The organism is Rhodococcus sp. MALMAid1271 (genome assembly GCF_049195265.1).
GTDB lineage: Bacteria > Actinomycetota > Actinomycetes > Mycobacteriales > Mycobacteriaceae > Rhodococcoides.
On sequence record NZ_JBMIRQ010000108.1, the window covers coordinates 229,566 to 253,181 of the forward strand.

A 23,616-nucleotide genomic window follows, 5' to 3' on the forward strand; every position below is an offset into this window, starting at 1 on the left:
CGTCGATGAGGGATGTGCAAACCTACCTCGATACGCCGGTATCCGGAACTCCATGGCGGGCATTGCCCCGAGATGGAGGACGTGTCGGGGCAACGTCGAATTCCATTCACCGCAGCACGATGTACCGTTACTCGCTCCCTCGAGTGCACGAAGAGGCCAGTCATTGGAATCCGTTGATTCACTGATGATTCGGGAAGAGACGCTAGATCGGACGTCCATCGCGGACACCGAGCCTTTTCCCCTCACACCGGCCCAACGCGGACTCTGGTTTGCTCAACATTTGTTGAGTTCCGTGCCGATCACGATCGCGAATTACCTCGATATTCGCGGTGCCGTGGATTTCGATCTGATGCGGTACGCCGGCCGCCGCACCGCGCGCGAGTTCGGAGCGGGTTCACTGAGACTGCTCGAGATCGACGGAGAACCGCACCAGTACATCGACGTCGAGCAGGGCGACGACACCCTCGTGCTCGATTTCCGTCGCGAGGCCGATCCCGAGGCCGCCGCGCACGCATGGATGCGCGAGGCCTACAGCACCGCCATCGATCTGACCCACGGACGCCTGATCAAGGGCGCGGTGCTTCGCATCGACGACGACCGGACGTTCTGGTACTCCCACGTCCACCACATCGTGCTCGACGGTTACGGCGCCGTGCAGTTCATGCGACGCGTCGCGTCGATCTACACCGAGGTCAGCGCGGGCCGCGAGCCCACCCCGTCCCGAGCCGGCTCGCTCGCGGAGGTCTACGCCGCAGAGGCACACTATCGGCAGTCCCCACGATTGGCGAAGGACCGCCAGTACTGGCAGGACAAGACGACCGACCTACCGCCGCCGCCGTCCATCACCGGCGTTGTCGCGCCCCCAGCGGCTCGGGCCCACCTGTGCGGTGGGTACCTACCGGAGAACATCGAACGCGCCGTGGACGAAGCGACGCGCCGGCTCGGCTCGGCCTTCGCTCCGCTCGCGATCGCTGCCGTGGCCACCTTTCTGGCACGGATGACCGGAACCACCGACCTGGTGCTGAGTCTGCCGGTGGCCGGCCGCACGACAGCGGTGCTGCGCCGATCCGGCGGCATGGTCTCCAATGTGCTCCCCATCCGGGTGCGCATCACCCCGCAGTGCACGCTCGAGACGCTGGTGAACGACGTCCAGTTGGAGCTGACCGGTGCCCTTCGGCACCAGCGTTATCGAGCCGAGGACATTCGCCGCGACGCCGGGCGCGGCGGCGATACCCGCGGATTCTTCGGCCCGGCGATCAACATCATGGCCTACGAAACCGAGGTTCCGTTCGGTCAGCTGACGGGTGAGTTCAACGTGCTCTCCACCGGGCCGGTGGAGGATCTGTCGATCAACATCTACCCGGCGGCGGACGGGTCCCGCTCCCGCTTGGAGTTCGAAGGCAATCCCAATATCTACGGCAGCGAGCAGTTCGCCGTTCTGCACCGACGGTTTCTGACGTTGTTCGAGCGCTTTCTCACCACCGCATCCGACGCACCGGTTCTGGGTCTCGACGTACTCGACGCCATCGAGCGGTCGACGCTCGTACCGCTGTCCGGCCCCGATGCCGTTGTTCCCGAGCTCTTTCCGAATCTGCTTCGCCGCGGCGTGGACACGGCACCAGGCAACGTAGCGGTCGAATTCGGTGAGGAATCGCTGACCTACCGCGAACTCGACGACCGCGCCAACGCCCTCGCACGGGCACTGATCGCGCGGGGAGCCGGGCCGGGACGCGTGGTGGCCGTGGCGCTACCCCGAGGAGCGGCATCCATCCTGGCGCTGTGGGCCGTCGCCGCATCCGGTGCCACCTTCTTGCCGATCGATCCGGAATATCCGTCCGAGCGCATCACGCACATGCTCCTCGACTCCGCCGTGACGATCGGAATCAGCGAACACGAATTTTCGCACAGGCTTCCGCAGCGAGTGCACTGGCTCGAACTCGACGACGCAGACCTCCGCGAGGAATGTGCCGCCCGATCCAGCGCACCCGTCACCGATGCCGATCGACGCCTCGACCTCACCGAACAACACGCCGCGTACATGATCTACACCTCCGGCTCCACCGGTACTCCCAAGGGGGTACTGGTCACCCATGCCGGACTCGCGACGTTCGCCGCCGACGCGAGAGCCGAACTGCACGTTCGCAGCTCGTCCCGAGTGCTGCGGTTCTCGTCCGCGAGTTTCGACGCATCACTGTTCGAGATGATCCAGGCGTTCAGCGCGGGAGCGACGATGGTTCTCGCCCCGCCCGCCGTCATCGGCGGCACCGAGCTCACCCGTTTCCTGCGGGAGCGGAGCGTCACCCACATCATCTGCGCACCCGCGCTGCTGACCACCGTCGATGCAACCGAGCTCGCGCAGCTCGAGGCCGTCGTCGTGGGCGGGGACGTCATGCCGCCCGATCTGGTCACCCGCTTCGGCTCGAAAGCACTGCTGTTCAACAGCTACGGGCCCACCGAGACGACCATCGTGGTGACCGTGACGGCGCCGCAGACCGATCCGCGGGCCATCACGATCGGCCGGCCGGTGCAGGGCTCCCACGTTCTGGTGCTCGATCGGCTGCTGCGACCGGTTCCGCCCGGCTCGGCAGGCGAGCTCTACCTGGGCGGACCTGGCCTGGCCCGCGGTTATCACCGGCGGCACGGTTTGACCGCGGCGCGCTTCGTCGCCGATCCGTTCGGCCACGGGCAGCGGCTCTATCGCACCGGAGACATCGTGCGGTGGACGGGCCCGCTCGACTCCGCCGAGCTCGAGTTTCTCGGCCGCAGCGACTTTCAGGTGCAAGTCCACGGCCAGCGCATCGAACTCGGCGAGATCGACGCGGTCCTGTCGCGACACGAGTCCGTCGACTTCGCGGTATCGGTGGTCCATCACCGCGGCGATGCCGCGATCCTGGTCTCGTACGTCAAACCGGCGCATGCCGTCGATCACAATGCGTTGCGCACCTTCGCTTCCGGATTCCTTCCCACCCATATGGTGCCGGGAATGTTCGTCGAACTCGACGCCATCCCACTGACTCCCACCGGCAAAGTCGATCGATCCGCACTGCCGGAGCCGTCGTTCGAGTCCGACACCACCGCCTACCGGGCCCCGGTCACACCGGTCGAGAAGAGCCTCGCCGACGCGATGGCCGCGGTCCTGCAACGTGACTCGGTGGGCGTCGACGACTCGTTCTTCGCGCTCGGCGGCGACAGCATCGTCGCCATCGCGCTGGTCGCTCGTGCGAAATCGCTCGGCGTCGTGATCACCGCTCGCGACGTGTTCGAGCGTCGCACCGTGGCGGGGCTGGCGGAAGTGGCGACGGACACCGCGCACCAGAAGACCCTCGACGAGTTGCCGGGTGGCGGCGTCGGCGATATGCCGTTGACCCCCATCATGCGTCAGACCGTGCAATCGCAGATCCTGGCCGACGGCATCGATGCGTTTCACCAGACCATGGTGTTGACAGCACCCGTCGATCTCGAACTCGACGGGCTGCGGCGGACGGTGGCAGCACTACTGGACCATCATGACGCGTTGCGCTCGGTCCTGACCGAGGACGGCCTGAATATTCGGCCCATCGGAAGCGTGGATCTCGACGAGGTCGTCACCCGAGTGTCGACGGCCAGCAAGCCCGGAAGCCGCGAATTCGCCTCTGTGCTCTCCGAATCCGCTCGAGTTTTCGCGAGGCGGCTACGGCCACGTGCGGGCGTCATGCTGCAGGTGGTCTGGGTGGCCCCCGACACCGGCCGTCCCGAGATCATCGACACCCACGGCATCGGGCGCATCATCGTCATCGCACACCATCTGGTGATCGACGGGGTCTCGTGGCGGATTCTGGTTCCCGACCTGGCTGCGGCATGGCATCAGGTGCAGGCGAAGTCCGCGGTGGTCCTGCAGCCGGTGGCGACCTCGATGCGCCGCTGGGCCCATGGACTGGTCGAGGTATCCGCTGCGGCCGAATCGGAATTGGCCAGTTGGACAGCACTTCTGGACGGTCCCCACGATCTTGTCGGTTCTCGCCCGCTCGATCCGAGCATCGACGTCGGTGCGACCCGTGATCAGGTGGAGGTCGAGCTCACCGCCGAGATCACCGAGGCGTTGATCGGTCCGTTGACACGCGCCTACCGAGGCACCGTCAACGACGTTCTGCTCACCGCTCTGGCGCTCGCGATCTGGACCGAACGACCGTCCTCGTTCCTCGTATCGATCGAAAGTCACGGCCGCGACGAGGATCTCGTGCCCGGAGCCGATCTGTCGCGGACGGTCGGCTGGTTCACCTCGACGCATCCGGTACGGCTGTCACTCGACGGAATCGATGCCGACCGCATCCTCGCAGGCGAGGCGACGGTGAGCGAGGCGATCAAGCGGATCAAGGAACAGCTGCGCGCGATACCGGGCGCGGGCTCCGGCTTCGGTCTGCTGCGATACCTGAACGACAGCACCGCCGCCGTACTCGCCGAGTGCAACAGTCCTCAGATCAGCGTCAACTATCTGGGTCGGATCGACACCGACATTCCCGATGCCCTGCGCGGACGCGGCTGGATACCGGACGCATCGACGCAGATCGGGCAGGGCAGTGGCGATCGACTGCCGGTTCCGGTGGCACTGGACATCAACGCGGTCGTCACCAACGGACAGCTGCGTGCGACGTTCGCATTCCCGCGGGGCGTGCTCGATCACGACGCCGTCGGCGACATTGCCGAACGGTGGACCACCGCACTGACTCTTCTGGCCGAGCACGCAGGTGCCGCGGACGCGGGTGGACTGACACCGAGCGACGTTCCGTTGGTCCGCATCGATCAGGACCAGATCGGTCGGTGGGAGCGGTCCTTCGGCGAACTCGAGGACATCTGGCCGCTGTCTCCGCTGCAGCAGGGGTTGATGTTCCACTCCGAACTCGTGCGTGGGCACGTCGATGTCTACACCGCCCAGCTGGTGTTCGATCTCGGCGGCGATATCGATACCGCCCGCTTGCACCGAGCGGCGCGCCGACTCCTCTCCCGGCACGACAGCCTGCGCACGGCGTTCGTTCGAGACAACCAGGGTGCTCCGGCGCAACTGGTGCTCACCGATCCCGAACTACCCTGGCGCACCGTCGATGCCGATGCGGATGACGTCCCGGCCATCGCCCACGCCGAACGGACCGCGGCATTCGATCTGGCGGCGCCGCCCCTGCTGCGATTCGTACTGGTCAACACCGAGGACGGGGCATCGCTGGTGGTCACCAACCACCACATCCTGTTCGACGGGTGGTCGATGCCGATCTTCGTCAAAGAACTGCTGGTGCTCTACGCCGCCGATCAACCCATCCCGGTACCGGCGCGGACGTACCGGGACTATCTCGAGTGGCTCGGCTCACGCGATCACGAAGGCGCACTGGACAAATGGGCGCAGGCCTTGGAGGGCCTCGACGAAGCAACCCTGCTCGCACCCGGCCACGGCGCAGAGCACGATCTGCCGGTCGAGCTGCCGGTGCCTTTCGATGACGACGCCGTCGCGGCACTGAAGGACGCCGCACGGAGCCTCTCGGTCACCGTCAACACCATCGTCGAGACGGCGTGGTCGCTGGTGCTCGCCGCCGAACTCGGCAGGCACGACGTCGTGTTCGGCGCGACGGTATCGGGCCGACCGGCCGACCTGACTGGCGTCGAGGACACCCTCGGTCTGTTCATCAACACCGTTCCGGTGCGGGTGCGGATCCACCGGGACGACACCGTCGCCTCGATCCTGACCCGTGTACAGGCCCACAGCGTGGATCTGCTGGACGCCCATCACGTGGGTCTGCCCGAGGTTCGCTCCCGAGTGGGCAGCGGGGCCGGATTCGACACGCTGACGGTGTTCGAGTCCTATCCGGTAGACCACTCCGCACTCGACCGCGATACCGACATAGCCGGGATGCGCGTGCGCGATCTCCGCGTCGCCGATGCCACCCACTACCCACTGACGCTGATCACCGTCCTCGAACCGAGGATGAGCCTGACCGTGAAGTACGCGGCCGCCGCGATCGATTCGCATCGAGCGGCCGCGATCACCGAACGTGTCGCCGCGGCGCTGAACGCACTGATCGGTGATCCGCAAACGCCGGTGGCGCGCCTCGACCTGCTGTCCGAGGACGAGCATTCGCGTCGGGCAGCCTGGAATCGCACCGAACACCCGGTGGCCGAGCACAATCTCGTGGACCTGCTCGCGGCAGCAGCAGTCGAGCATGCCGCGGCCACCGCTGTGGTCTTCGAGGACAAGAGTCTGACGTACGAGAACTTCTGGGCCAGAGTGCGATGCCTGGCGCGGTACCTGCGCCACACCGGAGTCGGGCCCGAGAACGTGGTGGGTGTGGCGATGGATCGCTCACTCGATCAACTCGTCGCCGTGCATGCGGTGGTGGCCGCAGGCGGTGTCTACCTCCCGATCGACGCCTCGATGCCACGTGCGCGCATCGCTCACCTGGTTCGCACCGCATCACCGTCGCTGATTCTCGGCACGCTGGCCGACGCTCCGGTGCAGGTGGTCGATCCCGCGGAGCTGGACCTGAGGAAGTTCAGCACCGCACCTCTCGGCCCGCCGCCAGGGCTACGGCCGGACCACGGCGCGTACCTGCTGTTCACCTCCGGCTCCACCGGACAGCCCAAGGGCGTCACCGTCTCCCACCGTGCGATCGTCAACCGACTGCTGTGGATGCAACACCAGTATCCACTCGGCACCCGAGACGTCGTGCTGTACAAAACTCCGGCCACGTTCGACGTCTCGGTGTGGGAATTGTTCTGGCCGCTGATGACCGGGGCCCGCACAGTCGTCGCCGAGCCGGTCGGCCATCGCGACCCGATGTACCTGTCGTCCCTGGTACGCGAACACCGCATCACGACAGCGCATTTCGTGCCGTCGATGCTGGAGCTGTTCCTCACCTACGGCGCACCCGAGTTCTGCACCTCACTGCAGCAGGTCTTCGTCAGCGGCGAGGCACTGCCCCGAGCCGTCGCCGACCGGTTCCACGGCGTGATCGATGCCGAGTTGCACAATCTCTACGGACCGACCGAGGCAGCTGTCGACGTCACGTACCACCGCACCGGTGCCGGCGAGCCGGGTCCTGTCCCGATCGGCGTCCCGGTGTGGAACACCACTGTGCACGTACTCGATTCGCTGCTTCGCCCCGTCCCCGTCGGCGTCCGCGGCGAGCTCTACCTCGGCGGCGTGCAGTTGGCCCGTGGCTACGCCGCCCGCCCAGACCTCACGGCCGCCCGGTTCGTCGCGGCGGACGCGGGCAGCCGGCTGTACCGCACCGGAGACCTCGTCCGATGGTCCGAGGATGGATCTCTACACTACCTGGGCCGCAACGATTTCCAGGTCAAACTCCGTGGCCAGCGCCTCGAACTCGGAGAAGTGGAAGCCGCGCTGCTCGCGGCCGACGGCGTGCAGTCAGCGGTGGCAGTGGTGCGCTCGGATCGCTTGATCGCCTACATCGTCGGCACCGCGAGCTCCGAATCGGTGACGGCACAGGCGGTGCGCACCCTGCCCGAGTACATGGTGCCGTCGAGCATCCTCGTGCTCGACGCGATGCCACTGGGTACCACCGGGAAGCTCGATCGCACCGCTCTCCCGGAACCGTTCGAGTCCGCCGAGGAGTTCGTCGAACCTACCGGGGACGCCGAACAGGCAGTTGCACAGATATTTTCCGATGTCCTCGGCGTCCAACGGGTGAGCGTGACCCGGTCGTGGTTCGGCCTCGGCGGCGACTCACTGACCGCCACCCAGGTGATCGCGCGGATCAACGCAGAACTCGACTCCGACCTCGGCGTCCGAGACCTGTTCGAGGCCCCGACGGTCCGGGCACTGACAGATCGTCTCGGGCGCGGGGGAGGTAGTCGGATCGTCCTCGCCGGCCCTCGCCCCCCACGGATTCCGCTGTCCCCGGCTCAACATCGGATGTGGCTGCTCAACAGATTCGACCCCGCGTCGGGCGCGTACAACATCGCGGGTGCCTTCCGCATCGCCGGAGCCCTCGACGTCGACGCGTTGCGGGCCGCAGTGGTCGATGTCGTCGAGCGTCACGAGATCCTGCGTACCGTGTATCCCGACGGTCCGGACGGTCCCGAGCAGGTCGTCACCACGCAGTACCCGGACGTGACCCTCGGCCACACCACCGAACCGATGCTCGACGGTGCCCTGTATTCCCTCGCAGCACAGGGTTTCGAGGTGACCGCGACCCCGCCGCTGCGCGTGGCAGTGCTCGAGATCTCCGCCGAGGACCACGTACTGGTCGTGGTGGCCCACCACATCGCCGCCGACGGGTGGTCGATGACCCCGTTGGCCCGCGATGTCATGATCGCCTACCAATCGCGTTCCGCGGGCCGCCCGCCGCAGTGGACGCCGCTTCCGGTGCAGTACGCCGACTACACGCTGTGGACCCTCGATCGTCTCGGCGACGAGGACGATGCGGATTCGGTTGCTTCTCAACAGATCCGATACTGGAAGGCGATTCTCGGTGACACCCCCGAGCGGCTCGCGCTGCCGACCGATCGTCCCCATCCACCGGTGGCCTCCCATCGCGGTGACCGTCTGTCGATCGATCTGGACGCCGGAACCGTCGCAGCGCTGACTGCTCTGGCCGAGCGCACCGGAACCACCCGTTTCATGATCGTGCACGCGGCCCTGGCGGTGACGCTCGCCCGTGTCTCGGGCAGTGCCGACATCACCGTCGGCACACCGATAGCCGGACGCGGGCAACGCGCCCTCGACGACCTCGTCGGCATGTTCGTCGGCACGTTGGTGCTGCGTACTCCGATCGACCCGTCACAGACGTTCACCGAGGTGCTGGGCTCGGTGCGTGAGCGCGATCTCGACGCGTACGCCAACGCCGACATACCCTTCGAGCGGCTCGTCGAGATCCTCGCGCCACCGCGTTCGACGGCGTATCACCCGCTCTTCCAGGTGATGCTGTCGTTCGAGGATGCCAGGCCACCGTCGGTGGAGCTGGCGAACCTGTCCATCCGCCCCCTCGACACCTCACATGTGGCGGCAAAATTCGATCTGCACGTCACCGTCTACTCGTCACCGGACGGGGGATCTATCGAGTTCGTCTATGCGACGGACATATTCGATGCCCGAACTGTCACCGATCTCGCGGAGCGGTATCGCACCGTGCTCGACTCTGCCGTGGCGGAGCCGAATCGGCCGGTCGGCGATATTGCGATTCTCACCGCGAGCGAGACACCACGACTGCACGGTGCACCCGAGCTCGGTCATCGCACCCTGCCCGATCTGCTGATCGGTGCGGTGATGAGTGCAGGTGGCAGCGCCGTCGCCGTCGAGGCCGGTAGCGCACGGTGGACCTACTCGGAGTTCGATGATGCGGCAACCATGTTGGCGCGCAGCCTGATTCGACGCGGCATCGGACCGGAGCAGTACGTGGCGGTGGCACTGCACCGAGGTATCACCTCGATGCTCGCGACCTGGGCAGTGGCCAAGACCGGGGCTGCATTCGTTCCGATCGACCCGACCTATCCGGCCGACCGCATCGCGTACATGCTGGCGGATTCGGGGGTGACACTGGGCATCACGGACCACCGGCATCTGGATGCGCTACCGCCCGGACCGACCTGGATCTGCATCGACGACGCCTCCGCGTCGGACGGCGAATGCACTCCGGTGGGCGACCTCGAGCGCACCGAGATGCTCCGGCCCGATCACCCCGCCTACATGATCTACACCTCCGGCACCACCGGGCAACCGAAGGGCGTCGTGGTCTCGCACCGCGGGTTGGTCAATCTCGTTGCCGACCTGGTGGATCGCTTCGATCTCGACAACTCCTCCCGCACCTTGCATTTCGCATCGCCGAGCTTCGATGCCTCGGTGCTCGAGCTGCTCCTGGCCGTCGGCGCTGGATCGACGATGGTGATCGCCGACTCGGACGTTCTCGGCGGCACCGAGCTCGCGGCCGTTCTGCAGACCATCACCCACGCCTTCGTCACCCCAGCCGCCCTGGCGACCGTCGACCCGACCGATATTGCGGAGTCGACCACGATCGTCGTCGGCGGGGAGGCCTGCCCACCGACCCTCGCCGATGCATGGGCCGGGCACCTGCGACTGTTCAACGGCTACGGCCCCACCGAGACGACCATCTTCGCCACCATCGACGGCCCCCTCGAGCCCCACGCTCCCATCTCGATCGGGGGTCCCGTCCGGGGTGCCGAGTCGGTGATTCTCGACGATCGACTCCACCCGGTGCCGACCGGAACGGTCGGAGAGCTCTATCTCACGGGAGATGGCGTCGCACGCGGGTATCACCGTCGATTCGGGCTGACCGCATCACGTTTCGTCGCCGACCACCGCGGCCGCAGGCTGTATCGCACCGGCGATCTCGTTCGCCGTACCGGGGAACGGTACGAGTACATCGGACGCCGTGACGCACAGGTCAAGGTGCGCGGATTCCGGATCGAGCTCGGCGAGATCGACGCGGTAGTCGCCGGTTGCGATGGTGTCGCCCAGGCAGTGACGGCGGTCCACGACAATCGGGTGGTCGGTTATGTGGTCCCCGCCGCAGGCCGAGTACTCGACCCGGAACTGATTCGACACCATGCTCGGGGCTTCCTGCCCACCCACATGGTGCCGCAGACGGTCATGATCCTCGACGCTCTACCACGGAACGGAAACGGCAAGCTCGACAGAGCGGCACTGCCTACCCCGACGCTGTCCACACCGGAATTCGCCGAACCCGCAACGGACACCGAACGTCTCGTCGCCGAGGCCTTCGCTGTGGCGCTCGATACCGCTGCTGTCGGTGCAGGGGACGACTTCTTCGCGCTCGGCGGCACGTCACTGTCGGCGACCCGGGTGATCGCCCACATCAACGACGCCGCAGGCACCGCGCTTCCGGTGCGTTCGGTGTTCGAGTCGTCGACGGTACGGTCGCTGGCCGTGGTGGTCGACGCCGCAGAACGTTCCGCCCTGCCGCGGTTGGTGGCCGGCCCGCGCCCGTCGGTGATACCGCTGTCGTTCGCACAGATGCGGATGTGGTTGCTCAACCGTGTCGACCCGGCATCGGCGGCGTACAACATCGCGTTCGCGGTCCAGCTGAACGGTTCCGTCGACGTCGAGGCGCTACAACTCGCAGTCGACGACGTACTCGCGCGCCATGAATCGTTGCGGACCTACTTCCCGGTGGTCGACGATGGCCCGGTACAGGTGATCGTCGACGACGTCCCACTCGACCTGCACCCCGTCGACGTCGACGACAGCGAGGTGCTGGCACGGGTGGCGGCGGTGATCGGGCGCGGGTTCGACGTCACGGCCGCGGTCCCGGTGCGCGGGGCGCTGCTACGGACGAATCCGAGCGCACATGTGCTCGTCCTCGTCGTGCACCACATCAGTGCCGACGGACTCTCGATGATGCCGCTCGCGCGAGACGTGGCGATTGCCTACGGGGCTCGGCTGCACGGCACCACACCGCAGTGGTCGCCGTTGCCGGTGCAGTACGCCGACTTCGCCGTATGGCAGCGCACTGTTCTCGGCAACGACGAGGATTCGGCATCGGTTCTGTCGCAGCAGCTTCGGTACTGGAGGCGAACGCTGGCCGATCTGCCTGCCGTTCTCGAACTACCCACCGATCGGCCACGGCCGGCGGTGGCCTCCAAACGTGGCCGGGCAGTGCAGTTCTCACTGTCGCAGCAGACCACGACAGAGGTGCGCTCGCTGGCACGGCGTACCGGCTCCTCGGTGTTCATGGTGCTGCATGCGGCCTACAGCGCTCTGCTGGCGCGGCTGACCGGGAGTTCGGACATCCCGGTCGGCACTCCGGTATCGGGCCGGGGATCGGGTGCGCTGGACGAGGTCGTGGGAATGTTCGTCAACACCCTCGTCCTGCGACTGAGCGTCGATCCTTCTCGGTCGTTCACCGATCTGGTGGCGCAGGCCCGCACCGTCGATCTCGCGGCGATGGAACACTCGGACGTTCCGTTCGAGCAGGTGGTGGAGGCACTGGCACCGGCGCGATCGACCGCTCACTCGCCGCTGTTCCAAGCGCTGATCGCGCTCGAGACCGAACGGCCGAAGGACCTGACGTTGCCCGGGCTCGACATCACGCCGTTCCCGTACGAATCCGAGGTCACCCGCTTCGATGTGGCGCTGACCTTCACGGACTCCGACAGTCTCGACGGATCGCTGCGCTACGCGACCGATCTTTTCGATCACGACACCGCTGCACGATTCGTCGACGAGTTCACCGCCCTGCTGGGTGCCGCCTTGGCTGATCCGGCGGCTCCGATAGGTGACCTCGCCCCGGCCCGCGACGGCGTGCTCCACGGCCCGGCCGATACTCCCGTCCGAACCCTCGGCCAGCTCATCGACGCCGCCGTGGCCGCCCGACCCGATGCACCTGCCCTGCGCTGGAACGGGATCGACTACACCTATCGACAGGCCAACGCGTACGCGAACCGCGTGGCTCGGGTACTGCTCGGATACGGTGTTGGACCCGAGAACGTGGTCGCGGTGGCGCTCTCGCGTTCGGCCGAGTCGGTGCTGTGCACCTGGGCCGTCACCCGAACCGGTGCCGCCTACCTCCCGGTCGATCCCGCCTATCCGGCCGATCGCATCGCGCACATGATCGCCGACTCCGGTGCCGTGCTCGGGATCACCGAGTCCGGCTCGCGGGGCTGTCTGCCCTCGGACGTACCCTGGGTCGTACTCGACGACCCGGAATCGGTCATCGAGTTCGAGCAGGCGGACGAAACAGCCATTGCGGCAACCGAACTGGCCGGTCCGGTGCTCGACTCCAGCTCCGCGTACGTGATCTACACCTCCGGATCGACCGGGCGACCCAAAGGCGTCGTGGTCGGTCACCGAGGACTGGCCAACCTGGCGGCATCGCGCAAGCAACTGCACCGTGTGGAGCCCTCGACGCGTTTTCTGCACAATACGTCCCCGAGTTTCGACATGGCCGTCGGAGAGATGATCTCTGCGCTCTCCGCCGCAGCGACACTGGTGATCTCACCATCGACCGTGCTGGGCGGATCCGAGCTGGCGGCGTTCATCCGCGACGAGCAGATCACCCACGCCGTGCTCACGCCCTCGGCGCTGTCGACACTCGACCCCGAAGGGCTGGACTGCCTCGAGGTTCTGTGTGTCGGCGGCGAGGCCTGCAGCACCGAACTGGTCGCTCGGTGGAGTCGAGGACGGCTCATGCTCAACGGATACGGCCCCACCGAGGCCACCGACATCTCCACGCTCGGACAAGTGCGGGCCGGCGAGCCGATCACCATCGGCACACCGTTGCACGGTCTGCGCGCACTGGTCCTCGACGCGCGCCTGCGGCCCGTCCCGGTAGGAGTACGCGGCGAGCTGTACATCGCCGGTCCCGCGGTTGCACGCGGATACCTTCGCCAACCAGGCCTGACCGCAACACGATTCGTCGCCGATCCCAGCTGCCCGGAAACCCGGATGTACCGCACCGGAGATCTGGTGCGGCGAACCGCCGACGGACGATTGCTCTACTGCGGCCGCAGCGATCAGCAGGTCAAGATTCGCGGGTTCCGCATCGAACCGGGAGAAGTGGACGCTGTGCTCACCGCACACGCCGGAGTCGGTACCGCGGTGACGCTGGCTGTGCCCGGACCGACAGGAGAGAAGACACTGGTCTCCTACATCACCGGTACCGCAACACCGGAGGTGGTCCGCGAGCATGCTCGACGCTCGTTGCCCGCCCACATGGTGCCCGCCGCCGTCACCGTGATCGCCCAGGTTCCGCGTACCGGGACGGGCAAGCTCGACGTTGCCGCACTACCGACTCCGGTGTTCGCCGCCACCGCCTATCGGCCCGCCCGTACGACGGCGGAGATCGCCGTCGTCGAGGCATTCGAATCCGTCCTCGGCGCACAGCGAATCGGATTGGACGACAACTTCTTCGATCTGGGCGGCAGTTCACTGTCTGCGATGCGGGTGATCGGCGAGCTGCGTGCCCGCTCCTACGAGATCGGCATGCAGTCGCTGCTGATGGATGCGACGGTGACCGCTGTCGCCGAACGAATCTCGTCCGGCCGCTCCGACACCGAGGAACTGGCCGTGTTGGTCCCGCTGCAGCAGAGCGGCCAGGGCGCACCGGTCTTCTGCATCCATCCGATACTCGGATTGTCCTGGTGCTACACCGGATTGGGCACCTACATCGACAATCCGCTGTACGGGCTGCAGACCCCGGCCCCAGAGGAGTTGCCGAGGACGTTGGTGCAGTTGGCCGCTCGCTATCTCGAGCAGATCATCCGCGTCGCACCCGAGGGGCCGGTGCACCTACTCGGTTGGTCGCTGGGAGGCGTCATCGCGCACGAGATGGCGAGGCAGCTGGTCGCGTCCGGCCGTACCGTGGCCTCGCTGATACTGCTCGACGCTCACCACGGCGACCACGGGGCCTGGGCGGACGCGCTACCGGTGACAGACCTGATGTCCGGGCTCGGCCTCGATCTCGCCGTGCCCGACGGCCAGATGGTCTCCCTCGACACCGCGGGCGAACTGCTCGACGCGGTCGACACCGGCGGAATCCTCGACCGAACCGACATCGAGCGACTCATCGGAGCAGCACAGCACAACCACCAACTGCTGCAACAACATCGACCCGGGGTCTACCCCGGCGATGTCCTGTACGTCGATGCCGGACTCGAGCGCCGCCATGGCGTCGGGCAGTGGTATCCGCATATCGCGGGCAACGTCACGGTCATCTCCGCGCGAGCCACGCACTGGCAGATGTGTGCGCCTGCCACCCTCGCGGCCATCGGCCCACGCATCGCCCACGAACTTCGCTCCACCGAGAAGAGAGAACCGAAGAATCGATGAAAGCTCCACGTCTGACGGCCATCCTGGTGGCCGCGGGGCTGCTGTTCGGCCTACCCGCAGTCGCGGCCGCGGATCCTGTGTCCCCAGCTGCCGAACAAGCCCGAGGACCCGTGGGAGCGGTCCGGGGCATCGACAAGATCGACGACGTCCGCTGGGATGTGTACGTCTACTCGCCGTCGATGGACACCGACATCAAGATTCAGGTGATCAGGCCCGCCGACACCTCGGTGCCGCGCCCGACGCTGTACATGCTCAACGGTGCCGGTGCGGGCGTCGACGGTGCCAACTGGCTGGCCAAGACCGATATCGTGGACTTCTTCGCGGACAAGAACGTCAACGTCGCGATGCCCGTCGGTGGGTACCTGAGCTACTACACCGACTGGGAGCGTGACGATCCGAAGCTCGGCCGCAACAAGTGGCAGACCTTCCTCACCCACGAGCTACCGCCGGTCCTCGACGAGGCGTTGGGTGCCAACGGCGTCAACGCCATCGGTGGGCTGTCGATGTCTGCGGGCTCGGTGCTCGATCTCGCGATCCACGCGCCGGGACTGTATCGCGGCGTGGCGTCGTACAGCGGTTGCGCGCAGACCAGTGATCCGGTGACCCGCACCTTCATTCGTGCGTTGGTGGCGCTGCGCGGCGGCGGCAACACCGACAACATGTGGGGTCCGGACGGTGATCCGCGCTGGGTGGAACACGACCCGCTCGTCAACGCCGACGAACTCCGCGGGCTCGAACTGTTCGTCTCCAACGCCAGCGGTCTGCCCGGGCCGTACGAGATGCCCGGCGCCGACCGGCCGGCCGGATCCCCGCCGCTGGCGGACCAGATCGTGCTGGGCGGACTGATCGAGGCCGGAGCCAACACCTGCGCTCACAATCTGGTGAATCGTCTCGGCGAGCTCGACATCCCCGTGACGACGGACTTCCGTCCCTCCGGAACACATTCGTGGCAGTACTGGCAGGACGCGCTGCGGACCTCGTGGCCGACCCTGGAGCGGGCGCTGAGCTGAGGGTCGCTGCCCTCAGCGGCGTCACCAGCGAGCGAGAGCCCGCAGCGATTCCGGAGTACCGGAGTAGTGGTTGATGTCGGTGCCCCCGTCGATTCCGGGGATGGTGCCACGATCGGTGTACTGCCAGAACAGCCAGTTGCTCCAGCCGCCGGGCAGCGGTCCGAGCTCGTCGTTGTAGTCGGCGATCCACAGCGGGTAGTTGTTGAACTCGTGCGTATCGGCCATGGCCGTCCGCCAGAAGTGCGGATACGTGTAGATGATCGGCTGGCGTCCGGTCAGGGTCTGGACGGTGTTCAGGTAGCGATGCGTCCAGTCGATCAACTCGGCTGGGGATTTGCCCTTGGCGTCCTCGAGATCGAGCACGGGCGGCAGATCGCCCGGGCCGTTGATGCCCAATACCAGCGCGGAGTAGTACGCACCCTGCAATTCGGGGGAGAGCGTCACGTCGGCGTAGTGGTAGGCCCCGCGCGCCACGGAGGCCGTGCGCATCACGATCGAATCCTCCACGAAGTACGGGTTGACGTAGTCCAACCCCTCGGTCGCCTTGACCATGGCGAAACCGTGGCCTGCCGCCTTGACGGCGTGCCAATCGATGGCGGTGCCGTCGATGTGCTGCCAGGACGAGACATCGGGGCCCTGTGGAACAGCCGAGGCGACCGCCGGCATGGCGACTGCCATGACGCCGACCGAGAGCATTCCGAACAGGGCACGGACGGTGCGAGAGAAGACCACCCGGCTGAGATTATGGCCCCGGACCTGGGCACTCAATGGTGAACAGTCACTAATGCGTTCTGTTCGCAGACGTGGTTGAGTCTTCGATAATGAGACGTGGGTAACACTCACGCTGCCGCTGGCGACATACCCACAGTCGGCACGAACAAACAATTTCAACACGAACTACATCTCTCGGCTCGGAGGCGCACCCATGACTGTCGTGAACGATCTTTCGAATCTGGCTCTCACGGACCTCGACCCGTCCGATTACGCCGTCCCGACCGTCGCGCCGATCCGCACCGCGGGGAACCTCCACCCGGTGTTCTGCATCCACCCGCTGGTGGGATTGATCGATTGCTACTCGACCCTGGCAGCGCACGTCGACGACGCCCGACCCATCTACGGGATCCAGGTACCGGCATCCGGTGCGCGTGCCGAGTCCTTCGCGGCGCTGGCAGCGCAGTACGCCGACGACATCGTTCGTATCCAGACCGACGGCCCTGTGCACCTGCTCGGCCACCAGTTCGGCGGAGTACTCGCCCACGCCATCGCCGTGGAACTGCAGAGCCGTGGCATCACCGTCGGCACCCTGACGCTGCTCGACAGCGACCCCGTCCGGGCCCTCACCGAGGGCGCAGATCTGCTGGCAACCATGGGCGAGGAGATCGATCGCAGTCACGCCGAGGAGCTGCTGGCCGTCGCGTCGCACAACGACGAACTGATCAAGCGTCACCTGCCCGGCATCTACTTCGGCGACATCGTGGCCGTCTCGTCCACGGGAACCGACTCCGGGTCTGCCTGGCATCCCTTCGTGTGCGGCACCGTGGCCAAGTACCTCGTGCCCGACGCCACCGCGTTCGAGCTCGTCGGACCGCTGGTCGAGAGCTACCTGAGCTGAGTTTCTCGGGTTATCCCAGCCAGTCCAGCACCGCCGCGGCCGTCCACGATTGCTGCATGCTGCCGAGCGGCTTGCCGGTGAACGGCTCGTAGTACTCGGCAAAGCTGCCGTCGCTGGCCTGTCGCAATCCTTCGTCTCGCAGCGACAAAGACCGCTCCGACCATCCGCGACGTGCGAAGGCCCACGAGAACAACCACGTCATCACCGGCCACACCGGCCCACGCCAGTACTCACGAGCGCGGAAATCTTTCGAGACCGGGGACGTCGAGGGCGGCACCGCGTACCGCAGATCAGGATGCCCGCAGAATCGCGTGCCCTCGAAGATTCGAAGCAAGTTGCGTTCCTGCTCACGGGGCAAGCCGCCGCACAGCAACGGCGCGAACATCGCGATGGTCTCGGTCCCGATCCATTGGCCGGTGCGTAGATCGAAATCGCGAGCTCCACCCGAACGCGCGTCCGTCGTCGCGATGACGCCTGTGCGGAATTTCTCCGCCCAGGAACGCAACTCCCGAACATCGGAGTGCGGACGCGAATGATCTTCACCGATGGTGGCCAGTACGTCGCAGGCCACCGCGAAAATGGCGCTGACGAACACGTCCTCGACGGCGAAGCTCATCTTGGTCTTGAGCGCGTCGTCGTCGTAACCGACCTGCTTCATCTCCTCCACCAACCAGATGTAGCGGTCGTACTCGAGGTTGCTGGGACGCTGGGAGGCGTCGGTGATGACGGCCTTGTCCTCGCGGAAGTACGGGTCCATGTCTCCGGGCACCACATTGGCGTAGGCCGAGTCCCATCGCGGCGAGTTGTCCATGCCCGACTCCCAGCCGTGGAACACCGCGATGCGTCCGTTGTCGTCGACATCGCGGGCCTGAGCGAGCCAACGATGCCACCGCACCAGATCCTCCCAGCGTCGATCGAGAAACTCCTCGGCGACGGCGCGCGTCGTACGTCCGTGGCGCTTGGAGTGATCGAGGATGCGTTGCACGGCGATCGCGTGCACCGGGGGCTGCGTGATGCCCGAGGTCTGCGGACTCATCGGAGCGTGCGGGGCGAGCGTGCCAGTGGCCCACCGAGCCGGCCCGGGGAAGTAACCGTCGACCCCGTTGGCGAACACGATGTGCGGAATCATCCCGTTCTTCCACTGCGCGGAGAGCAGCGTATCCATCTCCACCACGGCACGCTCGACGCTCAACGGAGCCAGCCCCACCGAGACGAACGCCGCGTCCCAGCTCCACATGTGCGGATACAACCGCGGGGCTGCGCTGGTCATCGAACCCAGATCGTTGCCCCTGAGCAAATATGCAGCGCGTGCCGCCAGCTGCGTGGAAGTGAAACCTCGATCGCCCATGGAGATAGTTTGCGTCCGCTCGTCCGATTTCGCTCGTTTCGATTGCGGACCGAAACTGTCCGCATTGCTCGTTAGTGTCCTTTTCACCAGCCGACACAGGAGGAAGAATGGCCACCGAGAACGCAGACATCACCAGGATGCTCGACGAACAGCGCGCGAACTTCCTCATCACCGTCCGGGGAATCACCGACGAACAAGCCCGCATGCGCACCACCTCGAGCGAACTCACTCTCGGCGGGCTGCTGCATCACGTCATCAACAACGAGCGGCACTGGATGACGGTGATCGCGGAGCTCGACGAAACGGCCGAGTTCGACATGGCATCCGCGGGCGGGGAGTACGTCATGGCGGACGGCGAAACAGTGGCAGGGTTGATCGCCGAGTGGGAAGGGGTTGCTCGATCCACCTCGGCCGCGCTCGAGTCCTTGGACCTCGACCTGTCGGTCCCGGTCCCGACGGCACCCTGGGCCCCCGAGCGCATCTGGCAAAGCGCACGATTCACGGTGTTGCACATACTGCGCGAGATCTCCCAGCACGCCGGACATGCCGACATCATTCGCGAGGAACTCGACGGTGCGAACACCACCCGAACCTGGGCCTCCGAGGCAGGGATGAGCTTCTAGCCGTCGACGTTCCGGTCGGCCGGCTCGGCCGAGACCCACTCGGCCATGACATCGGCAAGTGCCCTGGCTCCGATGATGCAGTCCTCGCGCTCGGCGAACTCGTCGGGCGAGTGGGAGACACCGGTCGGATTCCGTACGAACAACATCGCCGTGGGAACCTTCGCGGAGAGAATTCCGGCGTCGTGCCCCGCGGCGGTGGGGAGCACAGGAATGTCGCCGAGGTGGCGCAGTGCCCTGCGCAGCCGCTCCCGCGGTTCCGCAGGAAACTCGACGATGGGAGTGATGGACTCGGCGAGTACTTCGAGTTCGATCCGGTCGTTCGAGCAGTGGGCGCGCGCTTCGGCTTCGATGGCCGCGACGAGCGTGCTCAGTGTGGCCTCGTCGGCAGCGCGTGCGTCGAGCCAGGCTTTGATCCGAGAGGGTATGGCATTGGCCCCGTTGGGAAGTACGTGAACCTTCCCGAAGGTCGCCACGCTCTCGTGCGCGCATGCGGCGGCGCGCGCGCTGTGGACCGAGGATGCGAACGCGAGCATCGGGTCGCGGCGATCCACCAGCCTCGTGGCCCCGGCGTGGTTGGCTTCACCATCGAAGGTGAACTCCCAACGCCCATGCGGCCAGATCGAGGACGCAACCGCGAGCGGCCTGTCCACCAGGTCCAGGGCTCGCCCCTGCTCCACGTGCAATTCCACATACACCCCGACGCGATCGGCCAGCGCCGGATCGGCACCGATGTGTGTGGGCGTGCGACCGGCCTTGGTCATCGCCTCGGCCAGAGTGATCCCGTCACCGTCTCGCAATGCGAGAGCGCGTTCGGGAGCCAGCGCACCCGTCGTCAATTGGCTGCCCACGCAGGCGACGCCGAAGCGGGCACCTTCCTCGTCGGAGAAGGCAGTGACAGCAACCGGAATGGTCGGCTCCACGCCGCGATCACGCAGGATGTCCACCGCAGCGAAGGCGGACACGACACCGAGGGGGCCGTCGAACGCGCCACCGTCGGGCACCGAGTCGAGGTGCGATCCGGTGACGAACGCTCCGGTGGGTTCGCCCACCCATCCTGACGGAAGCCACCACGCCCACAGATTCCCGTTGCGATCCTCCTCCACGTCCATGCCACGGGCCGCTGCCTCGCCCGTGAACCATTCGCGCAGGGTCAGATCGGCGTCTCCCCAGGCGAATCGACGGTAGCCGCCTGTGGAATGGTGCTGTCCGACATCGAGAATCGACGTCCACAGGCTGTCGAAGGAGGTCATGGCGAGGTGTTGCCCTTTCGAAAGTGAAGCGATCGTGTGCCTCGGCCCCGGTCAGTAACGGCCGGGGATCCAGTTGGTTCCGGCGAGTGGAACGCGTGCCATCGCCGATGCTTCGACGGTGAGTGCCACGAGATCCTCGGGTTCGAGGTTGCGCAGATGCGATTTGCCGCAGGCACGGGCAAGTGTCTGCGCTTCCATCGTCAGCACCCGCAGGTAGTTCGCCAGTCGCCGTCCACCAGCAACGGGGTCGAGGTTCTTCGACAGCTCCGGATCCTGAGTGGTGATTCCTGCCGGGTCGCGTCCGGCTTGGAAGTCGTCGTAGAACCCGGCGGCCGATCCGAGTTCCTCGTACTGCTCGGCATAGCGAGGACTGTTGTCTCCCAGTGCAATCAGTGCGGCAGTACCGATGGCGACCGCATCGGCTCCGAGCGCCATGGCCTTGGCGACGTCCGCGCCGCTGCGAATGCCGCCCGAGACGATGAGTTGCACCTTGCGGTGCACACCCATTTCTTGAAGGGCCTGCACTGCCTGCGGAATCGCGGCGAGCGTCGGGATTCCGACGTGCTCGATGAACACGTCCTGGGTGGCCGCGGTGCCGCCCTGCATACCGTCGACGACCACGACGTCGGCGCCTGCCTTCACTGCCAGTTTGACGTCGTAGTAGGTACGAGTGGCCCCGACCTTGATGTAGATGGGCTTCTCCCAGTTGGTGATCTCGCGCAGTTCGATGATCTTGATCGCGAGATCGTCCGGCCCGGTCCAGTCCGGATGACGGCAGGCCGAGCGTTGATCGACCCCCATCGGCAGTGTTCGCATCCGGGCCACCCGCTCGGTGATCTTCTGCCCCAACAGCATGCCGCCGCCGCCCGGCTTCGCGCCCTGGCCGAGCACGATCTCGATGGCGTCGGCCTTGCGGAGATCGTCCGGGTTCATGCCGTACCGGGACGGAAGATATTGGTAAACAAGGTTCTTCGACTGGCCGCGTTCCTCGGGCGTCATCCCGCCGTCGCCGGTGGTGGTGGAGGTTCCGACCTCGCTCGCGCCCCGCCCGAGAGCCTCCTTGGCTTGACCGGACAATGCGCCGAAGCTCATGCCCGCGATCGTGATCGGAATGTCCAGGTGGAGGGGGAATTTCGCGTGGGTGTCACCCAGGACGACGTCGGTTTCGCATTTCTCGCGGTAGCCCTCGAGCGGGTAGCGCGACATCGATGCGCCGAGGAAGAGCAGGTCGTCGAAGTGGGGGAGCTTGCGCTTGGCACCCCAACCGCGGATGTCGTAGATGCCGGTCTCGGCGGCGCGTTGGATTTCGGCGATGACTCCGCGGTCGAAGGTCGCCGACTCACGCAGGCGGGTGTTCGGTGTGGTCATGACGAGCTCCTAGTACGCGCTGGCGTTGTCGACGTGGAAGTTGTACAGCTGACGGGCCGAGCCGTAACGGGTGAATTCGCTCGGTTCGTGTTTCAGCCCTGCGGCATCGAGCAGTTCTGCGAGTTCTGCCAGGTGCTCCTCGCGCATGTCCTTCTTGACGCAGTCGGCCCCGAGGGACGCAACGCTGCCTCGTACGTAGATGCGTGCCTCGTAGATCGAATCACCCAGTGCCTCACCGGCGTCACCGCAGACGACCAGCCGTCCGGCCTGGCCCATGAAGGCACTCATGTGCCCGATGTTGCCGCCGACGACGATGTCGACGCCCTTCATCGAGATACCGCAGCGCGCAGCTGCGTTGCCGTCGATGACGAGGAGGCCGCCGTGCGCCGTCGCGCCGGCCGATTGCGAGGCATCGCCCTTGATGTGAACGCGCCCGGACATCATGTTCTCGGCGACGCCGACTCCGGCGTTGCCGTTGACGGTGACCGTGGCCTTCTGGTTCACCCCGGCGCAGTAGTAACCGACGTGCCCGTCGATCACGACGTCGATGGTCGAGTCGAGTCCGCAGGCCAGCGCATGCGCACCCTGCGGATCGGTCACTCGCACTCGCGCCGGAGCCTCGGGGGAGGTGAGCATCTCGTTGACTGCGCGGGTGCTCGAAGACTGCAGATCGACAGTGGTCTCGGCGGTGTCCTGTGTGGTGATCACTGACGGTGCCATACGTACACCTCTTCCGGTTCGGGCTCGAAGATTCGGGCTGTGTCGATGCCTGGCAGGTGCGCCAGTGCTCGGTACTCCGAGGCCATGGCCACCCAGCGGTCCGTTTCGGCGATGATCGCCGGCTTGCACGAGATGGCATCGCGGACAACGGCGAACGAGTCGCTGTTGGAGACGAGCAGGGTGTAGAAGCCGTCGAACGTCTCGTTGAGCATCAACAGCGCCTTCTCGAGGTCGACACCTTCGGCGAGCTGCTTTGCGACGAATCGCGCACCCACTTCGGTGTCGTTCTCGCTGTCGAAGCTCACGCCCTCGCGTTCGAGTTCGTGCTTGATCGACATGTGGTTGGAGAAGGATCCGTTGTGCACCAAGCACTGATCCGGCCCGACGGCGAACGGATGCGACCCTTCCGCAGTGACCGCCGATTCGGTGGCCATCCGGGTATGCGCGACGCCTTGCCAGCCGCTGGCCTGCGGTAGGCCGAATCGATGAGCGAGCTCGGTCGGGTTTCCCATGCCCTTGAGTACCGTCAGGTCGTCACCGAATCCGATGATTCGAGCAGCGGGTACTACCTCACGGACCGCGGCCGTGATCGCATCGGCAGAGGCGGGACCATGCAGGACGATGGTCGGATCCAGATCGATTCCGGTGACCGTGACCCCCAGCGCCGCACCGACCTTCTCGGCCAGTTCACCGGCAGGAACGATCGAATCGAGAAGCGAGACAGTCGCTTCACCCTCCGGTGACCAGTGCGGGTCGCCGTAGACGGCCATACCAGCGGAGTCGGGGCCTCGATCGCACATGGCGTCGAGCATGTCCGTCAACAGTGCACCGAGTTGTGGATAGAGCGTGGCGTCACGTAGATGAAGCCCGACTATTCCGCACATGCAAGTTCCTTTC

The 23,616-nt window shown here is 66.1% G+C and carries 10 protein-coding genes; 4 read left to right on the forward strand and 6 right to left on the reverse strand.

Going from position 1 to position 23,616, the window contains the following annotated elements; all coding sequences use genetic code 11:
• The first annotated feature begins 184 nt into the window (after positions 1–184).
• Together ACOQFP_RS18955 and ACOQFP_RS18960 are read left to right on the forward strand one after the other, a co-directional pair.
• Entirely contained in the window at positions 185–14,788 is a 14,604-nt protein-coding gene (locus tag ACOQFP_RS18955; RefSeq protein WP_421585195.1) for an amino acid adenylation domain-containing protein, read from the forward strand.
• Positions 14,785–15,798: an alpha/beta hydrolase gene (locus tag ACOQFP_RS18960; protein ID WP_421585196.1), complete on the forward strand. Its 1,014-nt coding sequence runs from the start codon at positions 14,785–14,787 to the stop codon at positions 15,796–15,798. Before ACOQFP_RS18955 ends, ACOQFP_RS18960 begins: the two co-directional genes overlap by 4 nt.
• A gap of 21 nt (positions 15,799–15,819) precedes the next feature.
• Here the strand turns inward: ACOQFP_RS18960 and ACOQFP_RS18965 are convergent, their stop codons facing one another.
• Complete coding sequence (locus ACOQFP_RS18965) at positions 15,820–16,494, reverse strand: glycoside hydrolase family 25 protein (protein WP_341244339.1); 675 nt, start codon at positions 16,492–16,494, stop codon at positions 15,820–15,822.
• A 229-nt stretch (positions 16,495–16,723) separates the two neighbouring features.
• On the opposite strand from ACOQFP_RS18965, the gene ACOQFP_RS18970 reads away from it, so the two are divergent.
• The gene (locus ACOQFP_RS18970; RefSeq protein WP_206491497.1) at positions 16,724–17,410 is read left to right on the forward strand and encodes a thioesterase domain-containing protein; all 687 of its coding nucleotides are present in this window, start codon (positions 16,724–16,726) and stop codon (positions 17,408–17,410) included.
• A 10-nt stretch (positions 17,411–17,420) separates the two neighbouring features.
• Here ACOQFP_RS18970 and ggh read toward each other — a convergent pair whose 3' ends face one another.
• Positions 17,421–18,758, reverse strand: coding sequence for a glucosylglycerate hydrolase (gene ggh, locus ACOQFP_RS18975; RefSeq protein ID WP_206491498.1), 1,338 nt, complete (start codon positions 18,756–18,758; stop codon positions 17,421–17,423).
• Between the two features lie 107 nt (positions 18,759–18,865).
• On the opposite strand from ggh, the gene ACOQFP_RS18980 reads away from it, so the two are divergent.
• Positions 18,866–19,381, forward strand: a complete 516-nt coding sequence (locus ACOQFP_RS18980) for a DinB family protein (RefSeq protein ID WP_421585197.1) — start codon at positions 18,866–18,868, stop codon at positions 19,379–19,381.
• Here the strand turns inward: ACOQFP_RS18980 and ACOQFP_RS18985 are convergent.
• From ACOQFP_RS18985 to ACOQFP_RS19000, 4 genes are read right to left on the reverse strand one after another with little or no spacing between them, the layout of a single operon-like run.
• Entirely contained in the window at positions 19,378–20,631 is a 1,254-nt protein-coding gene (locus tag ACOQFP_RS18985; RefSeq protein ID WP_421585198.1) for an allantoate amidohydrolase, read from the reverse strand. The genes ACOQFP_RS18980 and ACOQFP_RS18985 overlap by 4 nt on opposite strands.
• 51 nt (positions 20,632–20,682) lie before the next feature.
• Positions 20,683–21,999, reverse strand: coding sequence for an FMN-binding glutamate synthase family protein (locus tag ACOQFP_RS18990; RefSeq protein ID WP_206491502.1), 1,317 nt, complete (start codon positions 21,997–21,999; stop codon positions 20,683–20,685).
• A gap of 9 nt (positions 22,000–22,008) precedes the next feature.
• A complete protein-coding gene (locus ACOQFP_RS18995) occupies positions 22,009–22,719 on the reverse strand; it encodes a protein glxC (RefSeq protein ID WP_421585199.1) in 711 nt (236 codons plus the stop codon).
• Positions 22,704–23,603, reverse strand: a complete 900-nt coding sequence (locus tag ACOQFP_RS19000; RefSeq protein WP_206491507.1) for a class II glutamine amidotransferase — start codon at positions 23,601–23,603, stop codon at positions 22,704–22,706. Before ACOQFP_RS19000 ends, ACOQFP_RS18995 begins: the two co-directional genes overlap by 16 nt.
• Positions 23,604–23,616 lie beyond the last annotated feature (13 nt).

Bases quoted from the DNA above. Each gene is read 5' to 3' on its own strand.
- ACOQFP_RS19000 (WP_206491507.1), bottom strand. From the start codon at position 23,603: ATGTGCGGAATAGTCGGGCTTCATCTACGTGACGCCACGCTCTATCCA.
- ACOQFP_RS18960 (WP_421585196.1), top strand. From the start codon at position 14,785: ATGAAAGCTCCACGTCTGACGGCCATCCTGGTGGCCGCGGGGCTGCTG.
- ACOQFP_RS18965 (WP_341244339.1), bottom strand. From the start codon at position 16,494: ATGCTCTCGGTCGGCGTCATGGCAGTCGCCATGCCGGCGGTCGCCTCG.
- ACOQFP_RS18990 (WP_206491502.1), bottom strand. From the start codon at position 21,999: ATGACCACACCGAACACCCGCCTGCGTGAGTCGGCGACCTTCGACCGC.
- ACOQFP_RS18995 (WP_421585199.1), bottom strand. From the start codon at position 22,719: ATGGCACCGTCAGTGATCACCACACAGGACACCGCCGAGACCACTGTC.
- ACOQFP_RS18955 (WP_421585195.1), top strand. From the start codon at position 185: ATGATTCGGGAAGAGACGCTAGATCGGACGTCCATCGCGGACACCGAG.
- ACOQFP_RS18970 (WP_206491497.1), top strand. From the start codon at position 16,724: ATGACTGTCGTGAACGATCTTTCGAATCTGGCTCTCACGGACCTCGAC.
- ggh (WP_206491498.1), bottom strand. From the start codon at position 18,758: ATGGGCGATCGAGGTTTCACTTCCACGCAGCTGGCGGCACGCGCTGCA.
- ACOQFP_RS18980 (WP_421585197.1), top strand. From the start codon at position 18,866: ATGGCCACCGAGAACGCAGACATCACCAGGATGCTCGACGAACAGCGC.
- ACOQFP_RS18985 (WP_421585198.1), bottom strand. From the start codon at position 20,631: ATGACCTCCTTCGACAGCCTGTGGACGTCGATTCTCGATGTCGGACAG.